The following is a 16,743-nucleotide window of genomic DNA, read 5'->3' on the forward strand; positions in this document are numbered from 1 at the left end:
ACTAAATCGGTATTCAGCATATATTGAGTTGAAACGGTTTTATCCAAAATGAATTAATAGCGACGATCGCACCTTTAGATGTTTGTTAGCGTTTTTGAGGTGCGCGGCAAAAAATGGCATGGTCCAGCGCGGGTGATGACGGCTATGGGGCAATTTCAGGGAGTGATTTCGCTTTTTTGTGCAGAATGGTTTTCGCAAACATTTCGAATCGATTGCAATGCAGATTGGATTCGAATGAACGAATGCAGAATGCCGGATTCGCCGCGCAGCGTATCGCGTGGCGAAACGGGTCCCTGAATCCCTCGGGCCGCCAAATGCGTCCGTGCGTTTCGTCAAACGACGCGCGGCCTGGGCGGCGGCCCGCTTTCTGGCCGCTGCGGATGAACCAAGAACTCGACGAAAAGGTAGGTCGTTTGTTGCGCCGCGCTGCGAGCCGGCGCTCGCTCGTGCCGTACGGTGCGTTTCATGCCCTGTTCGCGGGCGACGTGCCGTTGCGGGTGCGTTACGAAAAGCTCGAGGCGGCCGCGGCCGCGTTGTGCGCGCCGCACGAGGCCGACTATGCCTCGCTGCTCTCGACCGATTCGGGCCTGCCCGGCCCGGACTTCTATACGCGCTTCAAGCGCTTGCATACCGAGCGCTATTACGAAACGCTCGGCGCGGACCGGCACCGCATGCTGCGGCTTGCCGAAAAGCGCCAGCTCGCCAACGAGGAACGTGAGCGTGTGTATGCCCATTACCTGCGCTGTGCGGCGGAAGAAGCCTGCATGAACAGCGCTTGATGCGTGCGAGCGGCGCCATGCCGCTCTCTTGCATTCACGATCCACACAAGGAGGCTTCATGTCCACGCGCTACCATTCGTCCGCGCCGCTGCTCGGCGCCATACTCGTGCTTGCCCTCGGCGTGTCGCCGCATGTACCGCTGTTTGCGCAGACGGCGTCCGATGCCGCGCCCGGGAGTGCGCCCAACGCGGCGCTGCAGATCGGCGAGGTGCAGACCACGGCGACCGTCGTGAGCATCGACGCGGCCACCAACTCGGTCACGCTGCGTGGCGCGCGCCGCAACCTGGTGACGGTCGCCGTCGATCCCGCAGTCGGCGATGTGAGCAAGCTCAAGCCCGGCGATCATGTGAACATCCTCTACAAGGAGGCGTTGCTGCTGCGTGCCGAAAAGCTGGCTACGAGGGGCATCCGCTCGCGCGTCGATACGGTCGCGACCACGCCCGCTTCCGGTGGCATGACGGCGACGGCGCGTAGCGTGCAGGTGATCGCGACGGTGGAGAAGATCGACCGCAAGAGCCGCAAGGTCGCGCTGCGCGGACCGAACCGCACGGTCGTGGTGGTGGCGCCGCCGGACGTGCCGCTCGAATCGATCAAGGTGGGCGACAGCATTCGCGCCGACTACGTGGGCGCGACCGCCGTGCATGTCACGCGCGACGGCCAGAACCTGCAGTGAGGCAGCGACGCCGGGCGGCGTGCGTTAGTCGGCGCGATTGCGGTCGCGCACGAGGATCGACACGTAGATCGCCGTGCAGACGATGATGACGGCCACGCCGGCAATCACCTTCCGGTGGTCGAAGTTGATGAGGCCGACCACCGCGATGGCGATGCCGGCGGCAGAGCCGAGCGTGCCCATTGCGGCCACGAAAATGCGCACCTTGCTCCAGACGCGATGGCGCCGCTCGGGACCTGCGCCTTCCATAAACCGATGCAGTCGATCAAACATGGCGGCTCTTCCGGGTTGGGTAGAAGACGGTCATGCGGGCGCGAATGACTGCGCGGCGCGGACCAGATCAAGTATAGCCAGCCGATTATTACGCGTTCTTTCCATTGCCTGCGCGCTCACGCGCCGGAATTCCCGATCGTTTTTTGCGCGCGTTTAAGTTTGTCTTAATTTTGGCTCGCCATGATGGAGCGGTCGGGTCGATTCGATAGTTCGATTCGCGGTTGTTCTTCACGTCCCCTGTTGGCCGCCGATTCACTCGGCGGCCTTTTTTTTCGTCTGCTGTCGACGTTTGCTAGCGTCGATCACGGCGTATTCAAGCCTTATTTGTGATTCGTCGCGAGGGCGCCCGCGCTGTTTGCACCGCCAAAGAGCTGTGTCAGATATTGCTGGTTGTTGTTCATGATCGACATGAGGTTATTGAGCGCGGTGAACTGGCGGTTGAATTTCGCCGTGAGCTGGGTTGCGCGCACATCGAGCATCGACGACTGCTTTTTGATGTCGTCGAGTTCCTTGTTGATGGCCGTGCTGCGCCGCTCGATGATGCCGCTCGACTGCACGTAAGGCGTAATGGCGCTGTTGAGCTTCGTGGTCAGGCCGCCGCTGCCGAACAGCGCCGCAATCGCACTGTTGCCCGGTTGCAGCGCCTTCTTGAACGTCTCGTCGTCGATCTCGAGCTTCCCGCTCTTGTCGAGCTTGATGCCGATCTCGCCCAGCGAATGGGTCACGCCGTCGCTGCCCTTCACGCCCGCCGAAACGAGCGCCGGCAGACTCGCCGCGAGGGTGCGCGCGATCGAGTCGCCGAGCAGCGCGCCTGCTTGCGCGCTCGTCGAACCGGTTGCGGCCGTATAGGAGGTCAGCCCGTTCAGGGCATCGACGTAACTGTTGTACGCCTTCACGAAGTCGCGGATGGATGTGCCCGTCGCTTCGGTGTCGGGAGCGACGGTGAGCGTTTGCTTCGTGCCCACCGAGGCGCTTGCAAGCTTGATCGTGATGTCGCTTACCACGCCCTCGAGCGTGTTGCTCGCACTCGTGACGCGCGTGCCGTCGATGCGCAGTTCGGCGTCGCCGGCTGCCTCGACTTCGCGCATCTGCGAGGAAGCGAGCCGCGTGTCGACGCCCGCGCCCGCCTGCACGTCGATCGCGTTGGCCGCGCCGGTCTTGTTCGCGGTCAGCACGAGGTGCTGGCCGTCGGCGCCGTTGACGATCGACGCCGTGACGCCTGGGTTGTCCTTCGCCCGGTTGATCGCCGCGACGACGTCGGTGAGCTTGTTGCTGCCCGCAGCGATCGTCAGATGCATGGACTTGCCGCCCATCGCGATGTCGAGGCTGCCTTCCCCGAGCGTCTCGCCCGTGTCGAAGCTGTCCGAGGCGAGCTTATGCGCTGTCGCGAGGCGATCGACTTCGACCGTGAAGCTGCTCGCCACGGCGTCCTTGCCGGCCACCGCGCTCAAGCCCTTGTCCTTCTCGCTCGTCGTGACGGTGAAGCGCTGCAGCGCGGCGCCATCCTTGAACGGCTCGAGTGCGGTCTGGAGCGAAGCGAGCGCCGACTTCAGCGTGCCGAGCGCCGATAGCGTCGTGTTGCTGGCGGTCTGCTTCGCACTGAGGATGGCGCTCGGCCCCGCGATCTTCGCGTTGACGAGCGCCTTGACGAGCTGGTTGACGTCAAGTGCGGAGTTGGTCGCGCCGCTGATGATCGACTGGGCGGCGTCGCTCAGCGCGCTGTTCGCGCTGGCGGTCGTGGTGTTCGTGATCGTGCTTGCCATGAAAGAAGTCCGTTCGTTCTGGTGCGTCGAGTCGACGGAACGCGCGAATGCGCGGCCATGCTTTCATTACGGCAAGCTTTCATGAAACTTTATGAAAGAAATGAAAAGATTTTGAAAAGTGCGCGATCGGCATTGCGGCGGCAGCCAGCCGCCCGCCTCAGACGGGCTCGGGGAAGCCCGAGCGGCCTTGCGTGAGATCGGTGAGCGTGGTGCGCGCGGCGTCCACGGCGGTGGCGGGCAACTGGATCGTGAGGCGGACCGTCATGGTGTACTGGCTTTCCACGAGCGTGAACTGCTCCTGGTCGATCCAGTGGCGCACGCGGGTTTCGTCGGGATAGCCGAGTTCGACGGTGAGGCGCGCCTGCGCAATGCGCTCGACGCGCTCGGCCCCCTGCAGGGCGCTGGCAATGGCGTCGGTATAGGCGCGCACGAGGCCGCCCGCGCCGAGCTTCACGCCGCCGTAATAGCGCACCACGGCGGCGAGTACGCCGTCCAGGTCGTGATGGCGCAGCACTTCGAGGATCGGGCGGCCGGCGGTGCCGGAGGGTTCGCCATCGTCGGACATGCCGGACTGGCCGCCCGCAAGCAGCGCCCAGCAAACGTGCGTGGCGGTGGGGTGTTCGTCGCGCAGACGGCGGATTTCGGCCATGGCCGCTTCGCGGTCGGCAACGGGAATGGCGTGCGCGATGAAGCGGCTCTTGCGGACATCGAGTGCCGCGGTGACGGGATGGGCGAGGGTGAAAGTTGGCACAAGCGGGGTGGCACTGCTGGCGAAACCCCCATGTTAACCGATGCTCATGGGCCGGCTTTCGACGTCCGTCCCCATATCTTGCCAATTTGCGTAATGGTTCTTTGCGCCGGATGCTAGTGACGCCCCGGCCTTCAGCCCGGATAATGCACGGCATGACGGATCTAGCTCTGGCTGGAGCGAAGCCGAACTCCTCATTCGGTGATCCGTCATCGTTCCTTCTCTCGCGGCGCCGCTGCATGTCCCGGCAGACGCGATTCTCCAAAGCACAGAAGCCAAAAAAATCCCCGGTCGGACTGTGTCACGACCGGGGGTCACAAGGCTCGCCTGTTCTCAAGAGGCAATCCCACCTTACGTCCGCAAAATTGCGGCCGCAATCGGAAAAAAAACCTGGTGCGCGTGACACCCAAAGGGCGCTAGTGTTCTCATTCGCGCGCAAAAAAATCCCGGCCATCGCTGGCCGGGCAATGAGAATACACCGTGCGCTCCGGGGAACGAAACGCCCATCAACGTTACCCGCGCGCCGTGCGGCCGGCAACACTTCCGCATTACCTGCAATTACTGACATCTGCCTTTCCGGCCGCAGCCGGCGCGCGGCACGGCAGGCCGGATACGCCGTGTGGCGGGCATCGTGCTCACATTGTTACGCATGCCGAACGATATCCATGCGCTCGCACGCGCGTGCTGAAGTAAGGCGCCGAAATGCGCCGAGGCCGGTCTCCCTTGAGGGAAGACCGGCCTCGGTGTGCCGCTTCAGGGGCCTCCACAGAGGGCGGCCCCTGGATCACGCGCGCATCACGCGCATCAGTAACGCGGCGGGGGCGGCGGACGATGGTCGTCCTCGCGGTAGCGCGGGGGACCCGGATCGTGCGGGTGATGGTGCATCCACTCGTCGTGTTCCCAATAGCGGTGGCCGTCGTAATAACGGTTCTCGTGCCAGCCGATCGAGACGTGCGCGTCCACCGGCATCATGTGCGGTTGACCGTATTGCGGCGCCGATTCGGCACGCAGCCCATACGGTGCGGATTGAGCGAAGGCGCTCGATGCGCCCATCAATGCGCCGCCGGCGATCAGTGCTGCGGCGATGGCGCGGGCGGGGGTCTTCCAGCTCTTCGTGTTCATGAGTTACCTCCTCGTTGGTTGCGTCGTCAGTCACGCGGCATCGGGATGCCTTTGTGTTGCGACCACGGTTCAAAGCTTATCGGCCCGAAGCGGAGGAAAACGTGACCACTTGTAAGCTTTCGTTTCATACGATTCTTCATGCGAGAAAGGCTGCTTTGACAGTTGAGCCTTGATGCAGAAAGGATTAAGCGACGCACCTGACAATCGCGACCGAGCCACAGGGGGGCGGGGTGTCAACTGACGTTACATTCAGGCCGCGCGGGCCGCCTGAATGCGTCACGTCTACCGGCCAGCAGGCCCCGATGTCGTTCTTACCGAGGTGTTTTCGGCGCGGGTGTTGCACCAGCCACGTCGATCGCGCTTTGCGAACCTAGTTGTGCGCGCAACTCATATTTCTGGATCTTGCCCGTGGCCGTGCGGGGCAGTTCGCCGAATCGCACGGCGCGCGGCACCTTGAAGTGCGCGAGAAAGAGCCGGCAGTGCGCGATGATTTCCTCGGCCGTGGCGCTCGCGCCGGGCCGCAGTTCGACGAACGCGCAAGGCACTTCGCCCCACTTCGGGTCGGGCATCGCCACGACGGCGGCGAGCGCCACTGCCGGATGGCGATACAGCGTGTCTTCCACCTCGATGCTCGAAATGTTCTCGCCGCCCGAGATGATGATGTCCTTGCTGCGGTCGGTAATGCGCACGTAGCCGTCGGGCGTCATCACGCCGAGGTCGCCCGTGTGGAACCAGCCGCCGCGGAACGCTTCTTCCGTCGCGCGCTCGTTCTTCAAATAGCCCTTCATGCAGATGTTGCCGCGGAACATGATCTCGCCGAGCGTTTCGCCGTCGGCGGGTACGGGCTCCATCGTCTGCGCATTGCGCACGCTGACGCCGCTTTGGAGGTGATAGCGCACGCCCTGGCGTGCGGCGAGGCGCGCCTGCTCCTCGTCGGGCAGCGTCTGCCAGCCCGCCTGCACCGCGCACACGGCAGCGGGGCCGTACACCTCGGTCAGACCATAGACATGCGTGAGTTCGATGCCGATCGCCTTCATCTTCGCGATCACGGCCGGCGCGGGCGGCGCGCCTGCCACCATCGTGCACACCGTGTGAGCGATGCCTTCGCGGTACTCTGCGGGTGCGTCGGCGAGCGCGCCCTGCACGATGGGCGCGCCGCAATAGTGCGTGACGCGCTCGCTGCGAATGAGGTCGAACACGAGCTTCGCGTCGAACTTGCGCAGGCACACGTTCACGCCCGCGCGCGCGGCGACGGTCCACGCAAAGCACCAGCCGTTGCAATGAAAGAGCGGCAGCGTCCAGAGATACACGGCGTGCTTGGGCATGTCCCATTCGAGGATATTGCTCACCGCGTTGAGATACGCGCCGCGATGGTGATAGACCACGCCCTTGGGGTCGCCCGTCGTGCCCGACGTGTAATTCAGCGCAATGGCGTCCCATTCGTTGCGCGGCGGCTCCCAGGCGAACTCGGGATCGCCTTGCTCGAGGAACGCCTCGTAGTCGGTGGCGCGCGGGAAGTACTCGGGGTCCGCGGGCGCGATGTCGGCCACGCTGATGATCCTGAGGTTGGGGAATTCGAGCGCCGCGCGCTGCGCGAGCGCCGCGAATTCGGTATCGACGATCAACGCCTTCGCTTCGCCATGGCGCAGCATGAACAGCATGGTTGCGACATCGAGTCGCGTGTTGAGCGTGTTGAGCACCGCGCCGAGCATGGGCACGCCGAAGTGCGCCTCGACCATCGCGGGGATGTTGGGCAGCAGCACCGCCACGGTGTCGCCGCGGCCGATGCCCGCCTGCCCGAGCGCGCTTGCGAGCCGCCGCGTGCGCGCATAGGTTTCGCGCCAGTTGCGGCGGACGTCGCCGTGGACCACAGCCAGGCGCTCGCCATAGACCTCAGCGGCGCGGGCGATGAAATCGACCGGCGTGAGCGGCACATAATTGGCTTCGCGTTGCGCGAGCCCTTCTTCGTAGGGGTGCAACATGGCGGTGTCTCCGAACGGTTATTGGTGTGTCGATAGGATTCGCGCTACCGTAGCAGGGCCGCGCACGCCAGTCTGTCGCCGGCGCGACAGAGCGGGTCGCGACGCACGGTCCGCCCGACAAGATCGACCCAAAGATTGACCTAACCCAGGGAAGCGCGATGTCGCAATCCATTATGCCCCCGGACGGGACACCGGCCGCCCGCGATTCTTGGCGCGAAGGCGAGCGCATCGACGCCGCCAACGCCGCGCGTCTTGCCTCGCTGTTCGAGCGCTACGCGTGGTTCCGCGGGCTCGCGCCCGAGCATCGCGAGTGGGTGCTGGCGTCGTCGCATGCGCAGGGCTATGCCGCGGGCGCGATCGTCGCCGCGCGCGAAGCGCCCTCCGACTGGTGGCTCGGCGTGAGTTCCGGCCTCGTGAAGCTGGCGATCTTCAATGCATCGGGGCGCGGCTGCACGTTTTCGGGCGTGCCGCACGGCGGCTGGTTCGGCGAGGGGAGCGTGATCAAGCGCGAGCCGCGCAAATACGACGTGATCGCGCTGCAGCCGTCGCTCGTCATGGCCGTCGCCACCGAGACGTTCCACCGGCTCATGGATTGCAGCCTGCCGTTCAACCGCTTCGTGATCCATCAGCTCAACAACCGCATGGGCGAGTTCATCGCGTTGATCCAGAACAGCCGCTTGCTCGACGTCGATGCGCGCGTCGCGCAGTCGCACGCGCAGATGTTCAATCCCGATCTTTATCCCGAGACGGGGCGGGCGCTCGACATCTCGCAGGAGGAGATCGGCATGCTGGCGGGCGCGTCGCGTCAACGGATCAATCAGGCCCTGCAGACGCTCGAGCGCCAGGGGCTCGTCGCGCTCTCGTATAACCGTGTGGACGTGCTCGATCTCGACGGGCTGCGCGCATTTGGCCGCGACCAGATCTGAGGACCGCAGAACTCCTTATCAATCTTGCGAGGAATGGAAGACTCTCTCCCTCGCTAGCCGGTTTTTGTGCGTGGCCGCGCTGCGTAGACTTTGCTCATCGAATTCATACGGAGAGCATGGTGAAAAACGCAATGCTGCGCGCGGCGCTGGTGTCGATGATGGCGATCGTTCCGGCGGTCTCGTTCGGTCAATCCACCGGCACGCACAACGGTCCGGTGACGCGGGCCCAGGTGCTGCAGGAATTGGTCGATCTGGAGTCGGTGGGCTACAACCCGGCTTCGGCGAACGATGCCACGTATCCGGAAGATGTGCAGAGCGCCATGCGCCGGCTCGCCGAAAAGCGCGCCAACGAAGCGCGTCTGGCGCAGGAGCAGGTCGCGCAATCGGGTTACGGCGCGCCGCCCGCACCCAATGCAGAAGCGGGGGTGCCCGCCGTGTCGGGCAGCGAGCCGCCGCCCGCGTATCGCCACCATTGATTGCGGCGCTAACCGCGCCCTGAGCCGGCCCGGGTGCCGCTGGCACCCTTGGCGCTCTCGGGGCCGGCCGCGACATCGGGCGGCACGCCGAGCAACTGGAGTGTGCCGGCCGTCACACCCGAAAATACCGGCCCCGCAACCGTGCCGCCATAAAATGCCTTGCCCGCCGGATCGTCGATCATGACCGCGACGATCACGCGCGGCGCGCTCATCGGCGCCATGCCGACGAACAGCGCCCGATAGCGGTTCTTCGCATAGCCCGCGCCGATCTGCTTGCGCGCTGTGCCGGTCTTGCCGCCCACCCGATAGCCTTCCACATTCGCGGCGCGCCCCGTGCCGCCGTCGCTCGTCGCCATCTCCAGCATCTTGCGCATGGCGGCGGCCGTGGCCGGCGTCGTGACCGCGCGCGCCGCCGACGCGGAGGCACCGCCCGCGCCGGCCGGCGCTTCGCGCAGGAGGGCGGCCGGATGCAGCGTGCCGTCGCCGGCGTAGGCCGTGTAGATCTGCGCCATCTGCAATAGCGATGTGGACAGGCCGTAGCCATATGCCATCGTCGCCTGTTCGATGGGGCGCCAGCGCGCCCACGGCCGCACGCGGCCAGGCGCCGCGCCCGGGAACGTGACGCCGGGCCGCTGCCCGAGCCCGTACTCCTGATACTTGTCCCAGATCGTTTGCGCGGGAAGATTCAGCGCGAGCTTGGCGAGCGCGATGTTGCTCGACTTCTGGATCGCCTCCGCCACAGTCATGCGGCCATGATTCGAGGTGTCGTGAATCGTCGCGGGGCCGATGCGGTACGTGCCCGGCGAGGTGTCGATGAGCGTGTTCGCGTTGACCTTGTGCAGGTCCATCGCCAGCGAAACGACCACGGGCTTGATGGTCGAGCCGGGCTCGAACGTGTCGACCACGGCGCGGTTGCGCAGCTGCTTGCCCGTGAGCCGCGCGCGGTCGTTCGGATCGAACGACGGCCAGTTCGCGAGCGCGAGGATTTCGCCGTTCTGCGCGTCGAGGACGACGACGCTGCCCGCTTCCGCATGATTCTTCGCCACGGCGGCCTTGAGCTGCGTGTACGCGAGCTGCTGCACGCGGCGGTCGATGGTGAGCTGCACGGTGTCGCCGTTGCGTGGCTGCACGCGCTCGCTCGGCTCCGAAACGACGCGCCCGAGCCGGTCGCGGATCACCTCGCGCTGGCCCGGCGTGCCGCGCAGGCGCGCGTTCGCGGCGAGTTCCACGCCTTCCTGGCCGGCGTCTTCGATATCGGTGAAGCCCACCACGTGCGCCGCCGATTCACCTTCGGGGTAATAGCGCTTCGAGTCGGCGATCAGGGTGATGCCGCCCATGCCCATCTCGTCGATGTGCGCGGCGGTGTCGGCGTCCACCTGGCGCTTGAGCAGCACGAAGGAGCGGTCGCCGGCAACGCGCCGGTCCAGTTCCGCGAGCGGCATGTCGAGCAGGCGCGCGAGCGGCGCGTGCGCGGCGGCATCGAGAAGCCGCGGATTCACCCAGACTTCGAAAGTCGCAAGGCTCACGGCCAGCAGCGCGCCGTTGCGGTCGACGATGCGCCCGCGCATCGCGTCGAGCTCCAGCGTGCGCTGGTAGCGCTTTTGGCCCTGCTTCACGTAAAAGCCGTGATTGGCGACCTGAATCCAGAACGCGCGCCCGGCCAGCGCTGCAAAGGCCGCGAAGGTGATGAACACGATGAACTTCGAGCGCCACGCGGGCAGGCGCGGCGCAAGCATCGGGTGACGGGTCGCGGTGGCGTGCGGGTCGCGCGGCGGTTTCCTGGAACGGATCATCGGCAAGGCGGGGTGGAAGGCAGAATAACATTGTAAACATGATGTAATTGAATTGAAATGATGGGTGCGCACGGCCGCGAGGCAATTGGGCGCGCGAGCGGTGCAGGGGAGCGGGGGAGGCGCAAAGCGAACCGGGCCGCGAATGCGGCCCGGCGGGTAGACATGCGTACCGGCGGCGAACCGGCGGCGAACCGGCGGCGAGCCGGCGTGGCGACAGCGTTACGCGTGCGCGGGCAAGCGGAAGCTCGCGATCGACTCGCGCAGCACGCTCACCTGATCCTTGAGCGAATGGGCGGCGGCTGCGGCCTGTTCCACGAGCGCCGCGTTTTGCTGCGTCACCTGATCCATCTCGCCCACGGCGCGGTTGACCTGCTCGATGCCGGCGCTCTGCTCGCGCGAAGCGTTGCTGATCTCTTCGAGGATCTCGTGCACGCGTCGCACCGACTGCACGATCTCGGTCATCGTCGCGCCCGCGTTGGTCACGAGATGCTGGCCTTCGATCACGGTGCCGGTCGACTTTTCGATCAGCGCCTTGATCTCCTTGGCAGCGGTGGCGGAGCGCTGCGCGAGGCTGCGCACTTCGGCGGCCACCACCGCGAAGCCGCGGCCTTGCTCGCCCGCGCGCGCCGCTTCCACAGCGGCGTTCAGGGCGAGGATGTTGGTCTGGAACGCAATGCCGTCGATCACGCCGATGATGTCGCCGATCTGCTGCGAGCTCGTCGTGATGTCGCCCATCGTGCGCACGACGTCGTCGACTACGGCGCTGCCGCGCGTCGCGACGTCGGCGGCCTGGCTCGCGAGCGACGCCGCATGCTGGGCGCTGTCCGCGTTCTGGCGCACGTTCGCCGTCATCTGATCCATGCTCGACGCGGTCTGCACGAGCGCCGCCGCCTGTTCCTCGGTGCGTTGCGAGAGATCCGTGTTGCCAGCCGCAATCTCGTTCGCGCCCACGTTGATGTTTTCGGCGCCGCTGCGCACGCGCGAGACGGTTTGCACGAGCGCCGTCTGCATCGTCGCGAGCGCGCGCATCAGGCTGGTCTCGTTCGTGCCCTGCACCTGCAGGCGCAAGGTGAGGTCGCCCTCGGCGATGCGATTGGCCGCGTCCACCGCGCCTTCCAGTTCACCGCCGATGCTGCTGCGCACGCTGCGCACCACGAGCACCATCACGGCCGTGGCGGCCCCGCCCAGCAGGAAGGTCACGGCGAGCCAGCGCAGCAGGCTGTCGTAGAACTCGGCGCGCACGTCGTCCATGTACATGCCCGTCACGATCACCCAGTCCCACGGCACGAAGCGGCGTCCGAAGCTCAGCTTGGGAACGGGCTCGCTGTGGCCGGGCTTGGCCCAGAGGTAGTCGAGGAAGCCGCCGTTCGGGCCGCTCGCGGCGTTCACGAGCCCGGTGAACACATGGGTGCCCGCGGGGTCGGTGAAGTCGCTCAGGTTCTTGCCGTCGAGCTCGGGCTTGATCGGATGCATCAGCATGACCGACTGCGAGTTGTTGATGCTCAGATAGCCGTCGGTGCTGTAGCGGATCGAGCCGATCACGGTCAGTGCCTGCTTCTGGGCGTCGGCTTCGGGCATGACGTTGCGCTGCGAGAGCCCGTAGTAGTAGTTGGCGATGCTCGTCGCTTCGTCGACGAGCGTGGTGAGCTGCGCGCGCCGCTCGCGGATCATCGCTTCGCGGCTTTGCCAGGCGCCAAAGGCGACGATCAACAGCAGGCCGATCCAGAGGATCGCGATCATCGAGCGGAGCTTTTTGTTGAGGGTCATGTTCTGCATGGTCGGTCGGATATTTCACAGGGCAGGAGCGGTGCGACTGGCGATGCGTTGCCGCCAGACTGTGTTTACGGCCCACGCAAACGTGCGCGAGACCCAGGGGGAACCCTGCTTAGGCAGCTTTTTCTTCATACAAATCAACGTCCTTGATCTGGCGCATATGACGCGCTGCTGAAACGCCTGCGAACGCGCCGACAAAAGCCACAAATTTCACAGCAACTCCATGATTTGCCACTCTTTGCAGGGATCGACTGCGGATAGGAATCATTTCCGATATAGTCGCGACTTTGCCCCCGGCCAGCCTGACTTCGAGGCTTGCGATCAAGCCGGGATGAAGGACCTTTACCAACGATGCGACGCACACGGCGCAACCCCGCTGCGGCCCGCATGACGTCCACTGGAGCAACAAGAATGAACGCACGCGAACCCGCCCTGGTCCCCGCCGCTCTTGCCACATCGCGCAGCGCGCGGCTGCGCCAGATGCTGACCAGCAACGAACTCGAATTCCTGATGGAAGCGCACAACGGCCTTTCCGCACGCATCGCGCGCGAGGCGGGCTTCAAGGCGATCTGGGGCTCGGGCCTCTCGATCTCCGCGCAGTTCGGCGTGCGCGACAACAACGAGGCGAGCTGGACCCAGGTGGTCGACAACCTCGAGTTCATGGCCGACGCGAGCGACCTGCCCATCCTGCTCGACGGCGACACCGGCTACGGCAACTTCAACAACGTGCGCCGTCTCGTGCGCAAGCTGGAGCAGCGCGGTATTGCGGGCGTGTGCATCGAAGACAAGGTGTTCCCGAAGACCAACAGTTTCATCGGCGGCGAAGCGCAACCGCTTGCCGACATCGACGAGTTCTGCGGCAAGATCAAGGCCGGCAAGGATTCGCAGACCGACGAGCACTTTTCGATCGTCGCGCGCATCGAGGCGCTGATCGCGGGCTGGGGCATGGACGAAGCGCTCAAGCGCGCCGAAGCGTATCGCCAGGCCGGCGCAGACGCGATCCTCATCCACAGCAAGCTTTCGAAAGCTGACGAGATCCTCACGTTCGCGCGCGAGTGGGCGGGCCGCGGCCCGCTCGTGATCGTGCCGACCAAGTACTACAGCACGCCGACCGAGGTGTTCCGCAAGGCGGGCATCAGCACGGTGATCTGGGCGAACCATCAGATCCGCGCGGCCGTTTCGGCCATGCAGGCCGTCACCAAAACGATTTACGACACGCAAACGCTCGTCGATATCGAAGACCGCATTGCTACGGTCAACGAAATTTTTCGCTTGCAGGACGCCGACGAATACTCGGAAGCCGAAGACCGCTACCTTAGCGCCACGTCGCGCGGCGCGGGCTCGGCGATCGTGCTGGCCGCGAGCCGCGGCTCGGGTCTCGACGCCTACACGGAAGACAAGCCCAAGGTCATGCTGCCGGTCGCGGGCAAGCCGCTCCTGCGCTGGCTCGTCGACGCGTTCAAGAAGCAGTCGGTCAACGACATCACCGTGGTGGGCGGCTACAAGGCCGAAGCCATCGACACGGCGGGCATCAAGCTCGTGCGCAACGAGCGTTTCGCTCAGACGAACGAACTCGCTTCGCTCGCGTGCGCGGTCGGTGCGCTCGACAACGACACGGTGATTTCGTACGGCGACCTTGTGTTCCGCAGCTACATCCTGCGCGATCTAGTAGAAAGCGAAGCGGACTTCAGCGTGGTGGTGGACTCGTCGCCCGAGTCGGAGAACAGCAGCACGCGCGACTTCGCATGGTGCTCGGCCGCCGACGAGCGCGATCTGTTCGGCAGCAAGGTGATCCTCGAGCGTGTGGCGAGCGACCCGGCCGCGAACGGCGCGGCCCCGCACGGCCGCTGGATCGGCCTCGTGAACGTGCGAGGCGCGGGCCGTGCGAAGCTCGCGAAGAAGCTCGCGCAGCTGCAGACGTGCGCCGACTTTGACACGCTCGACATGCCGGCGCTGCTCAACGCACTGATCGCAGACGGGGAGAAAATCGAAGTGCAGTACGTGCACGGCCACTGGCGCGGCGTGAACGACCTCGAAGACTTCCGCCGCGCGGGAGATTTCGCTCAGGGCGTCTATACGCACGCGCAAACGCCGCTGGGCGCGGCGGGCCAGGCATGATCGAAGCCGCACAATTCGTCGAAGCGGCGCGCTCGCGCGGCTTCGAGTGGTACGCCGGCGTGCCGTGCTCGTACCTCACGCCGTTCATCAACTACGTGCTGCAGGACGACTCGCTGCACTACGTGAGCGCGGCCAACGAAGGCGACGCGGTTGCGGTCATCGCGGGCGTGGCGCTCGCGGGCAAGCGCGGCGTCACGATGATGCAGAACTCGGGCCTCGGCAACGCCGTGAGCCCGCTCACTTCGCTGACATGGACGTTTCGTCTGCCGCAACTGCTGATCGTGACGTGGCGCGGCCAGCCGGGCGTGCCCGACGAGCCGCAGCACGCGCTGATGGGCCCGGTTACGCCGCAGATGCTGGAAACGATGGAAATTCCGTGGGAGACGTTCCCCACGGAAGCCGACCAGATCACGGCGGCGCTCGATCGCGCCATCAAGCACATGGACGCAACGGGCCGCCCGTATGCGCTCGTCATGCAGAAGGGCAGCGTGGCGCCGTACGAACTCGAGGGCGGCGGCGCGATGCCGGCGAAGCACGCGCTGCCGGTCGCACAGGTCAAATGGACCGGGCGGACGCCTGATCAACTGCCCACGCGCCAGCAGGCGCTCGAGCGCGTGATCGCGGCGACGCCTGCCGAGTCGACGGTGGTCGTCGCCTCGACGGGTTTCTGCGGCCGCGAACTCTACGCACTCGACGACCGCTCGAACCAGCTCTACATGGTGGGCTCGATGGGCTGCGTCACGCCGTTCGCGCTCGGTCTCGCGCTTGCGCGGCCCGACCTCAACGTGGTCGCGCTCGACGGCGACGGCGCGGCGCTCATGCGCATGGGCGTTTTCGCCACGCTCGGCGCCTATGGCCCCGCGAACCTCACGCACGTGCTGCTCGACAACGGCGCGCACGATTCGACGGGTGGCCAGGCCACCGTGTCGGGACAGGTGTCGTTCGCGAACGTGGCCGCCGCGTGCGGTTACGCCGACGCCGTGGAAGGCGACGATCTCGCCATGCTCGACAGCGTGCTCACCGCCGCGCGCGAACGTGCGAAGCGCGCTTCGGGTGTCGAAGGCACGCGCTTCGTACGCCTGGCGATTCGCCGCGGTACGCCCGATGGCCTGCCGCGCCCCACGATCACGCCGCCCGATGTCAAGACGCGCCTCATGCGCCACATCGGCGCCGCTGTCGTCACGTCCGCTGAATAAGGAACTACCGATGCTGCTGCTCAATCCCGGCCCGGTCACGCTCACCGAACGCGTGCGCCAGAGCCTCCTCCAGGAAGACCTGTGCCATCGCGAAAGCGAGTTCTTCGACGTGCAGGAAGAGGCGCGCACGCGTCTCGTGGGCGTCTACGATCTCGACCCCGCACAATGGCAAGCCGTGCTCATAACGGGCTCCGGCACGGCTGCGGTCGAAAGCATGATCTCGACGCTCGTGCCCGCGAACGGCAAGCTGCTGATCGTCGAGAACGGTGTGTATGGCGAGCGCATCACCGCGATCGCGAAGCAGTATGGCATCGCGCATGAAGTGGTTAAGCACGACTGGATGCAGGCGCCGGATCTCGCGCGCATCACGGCCGCGCTCGACGCCGACAAGTCGGTCACGCACGTCGCGATCATTCATCATGAAACGACCACGGGGCGCCTGAACGATCTGCGCACACTGGGCGAAGCGTGTTGCGCGCGCGGCGTGCAGATGCTCGTGGACGGCGTGAGCAGCTTCGGTTCCGAAGCGATCGATTTCGGCGACGCGAGCATCGCGGCGGTGGCGGCCACGGCGAACAAGTGCCTGCACGGCGTGCCGGGCGCGGCCTTCGTCGTGGTGCGGCGCGCCGCGCTCGCGCAAGCGCATAGCCGCACGTACTATCTCGATCTCAAGCGTCTTGCCACGCTGCAGGACCAGCGCAATACGCCGTTCACGCCTTCGGTGCACGCGTACTACGCGCTCGTCGAGGCGCTGCGCGAACTCGCTGACGAAGGCGGCTGGCAGTCGCGTCACGCGCGCTATGCGGCGCTTTCCGAGCAGGTGCGCGCGGGGCTCGCTGCGCGCGGCATGGAAAGCGTGCTGCCGAAGGACGAATCGTCGGTGGTGCTGCGCGCGTTCCGCTTGCCCGCGGGCGTCGATTATCCCGCGCTGCATGACGCGCTCAAGGCGCGCGGTTTCGTGATCTATGCGGGGCAGGGCGGCTTGTCGGCGGAACTGTTCCGCATCTCGACGATGGGCGACATTCACGCCGCCGATGTCGAGCGCTTGCTGGCGGCGTTCGATGAAGTGACGCGTTAAGGGCGTATTTCGCAAGCGACTAACGGGCGGCTTCGGCCGCCCGTTT

At 65.7% G+C, this 16,743-nt stretch carries 14 protein-coding genes; 7 read left to right on the plus strand and 7 right to left on the minus strand.

Annotated elements, in window-relative coordinates:
• Positions 1-380: 380 nt before the first annotated feature.
• Both BFD71_RS03045 and BFD71_RS03050 read left to right on the plus strand, forming a co-directional pair.
• Complete coding sequence (locus BFD71_RS03045; RefSeq protein WP_069261888.1) at positions 381-779, plus strand: hypothetical protein; 399 nt, start codon at positions 381-383, stop codon at positions 777-779.
• 58 nt (positions 780-837) lie between these two features.
• Complete coding sequence (locus BFD71_RS03050) at positions 838-1,452, plus strand: hypothetical protein (protein WP_069261768.1); 615 nt, start codon at positions 838-840, stop codon at positions 1,450-1,452.
• Between the two features lie 24 nt (positions 1,453-1,476).
• Here BFD71_RS03050 and BFD71_RS03055 read toward each other — a convergent pair whose 3' ends face one another.
• The 5 genes from BFD71_RS03055 to BFD71_RS03075 form a co-directional block, all read right to left on the minus strand.
• Positions 1,477-1,722 carry a DUF2964 family protein gene (locus tag BFD71_RS03055; protein ID WP_256094456.1) on the minus strand — a complete coding sequence of 82 codons (246 nt, stop codon included), beginning with the start codon at positions 1,720-1,722 and terminating at the stop codon, positions 1,477-1,479.
• A gap of 320 nt (positions 1,723-2,042) precedes the next feature.
• Positions 2,043-3,485, minus strand: a complete 1,443-nt coding sequence (gene fliD, locus BFD71_RS03060) for a flagellar filament capping protein FliD (RefSeq protein ID WP_069261770.1) — start codon at positions 3,483-3,485, stop codon at positions 2,043-2,045.
• Positions 3,486-3,642: 157 nt separating this feature from the next.
• Positions 3,643-4,236, minus strand: coding sequence for an IMPACT family protein (locus BFD71_RS03065; RefSeq protein ID WP_069261771.1), 594 nt, complete (start codon positions 4,234-4,236; stop codon positions 3,643-3,645).
• A gap of 801 nt (positions 4,237-5,037) precedes the next feature.
• Complete coding sequence (locus BFD71_RS03070) at positions 5,038-5,355, minus strand: hypothetical protein (protein ID WP_069261772.1); 318 nt, start codon at positions 5,353-5,355, stop codon at positions 5,038-5,040.
• A gap of 311 nt (positions 5,356-5,666) precedes the next feature.
• Positions 5,667-7,337, minus strand: a complete 1,671-nt coding sequence (locus BFD71_RS03075) for an acyl-CoA synthetase (protein ID WP_069261773.1) — start codon at positions 7,335-7,337, stop codon at positions 5,667-5,669.
• 173 nt (positions 7,338-7,510) lie between these two features.
• On the opposite strand from BFD71_RS03075, the gene BFD71_RS03080 reads away from it, so the two are divergent.
• Together BFD71_RS03080 and BFD71_RS03085 are read left to right on the plus strand one after the other, a co-directional pair.
• Complete coding sequence (locus tag BFD71_RS03080) at positions 7,511-8,263, plus strand: Crp/Fnr family transcriptional regulator (RefSeq protein ID WP_069261889.1); 753 nt, start codon at positions 7,511-7,513, stop codon at positions 8,261-8,263.
• A 116-nt stretch (positions 8,264-8,379) separates the two neighbouring features.
• Positions 8,380-8,739 (plus strand): DUF4148 domain-containing protein, encoded by a 360-nt coding sequence (locus BFD71_RS03085; protein ID WP_256094457.1) that lies wholly within the window; start codon positions 8,380-8,382, stop codon positions 8,737-8,739.
• 8 nt (positions 8,740-8,747) lie between these two features.
• Here the strand turns inward: BFD71_RS03085 and BFD71_RS03090 are convergent, their stop codons facing one another.
• Positions 8,748-10,532, minus strand: a complete 1,785-nt coding sequence (locus BFD71_RS03090) for a peptidoglycan D,D-transpeptidase FtsI family protein (RefSeq protein WP_083245006.1) — start codon at positions 10,530-10,532, stop codon at positions 8,748-8,750.
• 219 nt (positions 10,533-10,751) lie between these two features.
• Positions 10,752-12,299 (minus strand): methyl-accepting chemotaxis protein, encoded by a 1,548-nt coding sequence (locus tag BFD71_RS03095; protein ID WP_069261774.1) that lies wholly within the window; start codon positions 12,297-12,299, stop codon positions 10,752-10,754.
• A 417-nt stretch (positions 12,300-12,716) separates the two neighbouring features.
• Here BFD71_RS03095 and aepX point away from each other — a divergent pair, with 417 nt between their 5' ends.
• Genes aepX through BFD71_RS03115 form a run of 3 tightly spaced genes read left to right on the plus strand, consistent with a single transcriptional unit; the run spans position 12,717 to position 16,697 of the window.
• On the plus strand, positions 12,717-14,423 hold the full coding sequence (gene aepX / locus BFD71_RS03105; RefSeq protein WP_069261776.1) for a phosphoenolpyruvate mutase: 1,707 nt from the start codon (positions 12,717-12,719) through the stop codon (positions 14,421-14,423).
• On the plus strand, positions 14,420-15,619 hold the full coding sequence (aepY, locus tag BFD71_RS03110; protein ID WP_069261777.1) for a phosphonopyruvate decarboxylase: 1,200 nt from the start codon (positions 14,420-14,422) through the stop codon (positions 15,617-15,619). Before aepX ends, aepY begins: the two co-directional genes overlap by 4 nt.
• Positions 15,620-15,629: 10 nt before the next feature.
• A complete protein-coding gene (locus BFD71_RS03115) occupies positions 15,630-16,697 on the plus strand; it encodes a 2-aminoethylphosphonate aminotransferase (protein WP_069261778.1) in 1,068 nt (355 codons plus the stop codon).
• Positions 16,698-16,743: the final 46 nt, after the last annotated feature.

This window comes from Paraburkholderia nodosa, from assembly GCF_001718195.1.
Classification (GTDB): Bacteria; Pseudomonadota; Gammaproteobacteria; order Burkholderiales; family Burkholderiaceae; genus Paraburkholderia; species Paraburkholderia nodosa_A.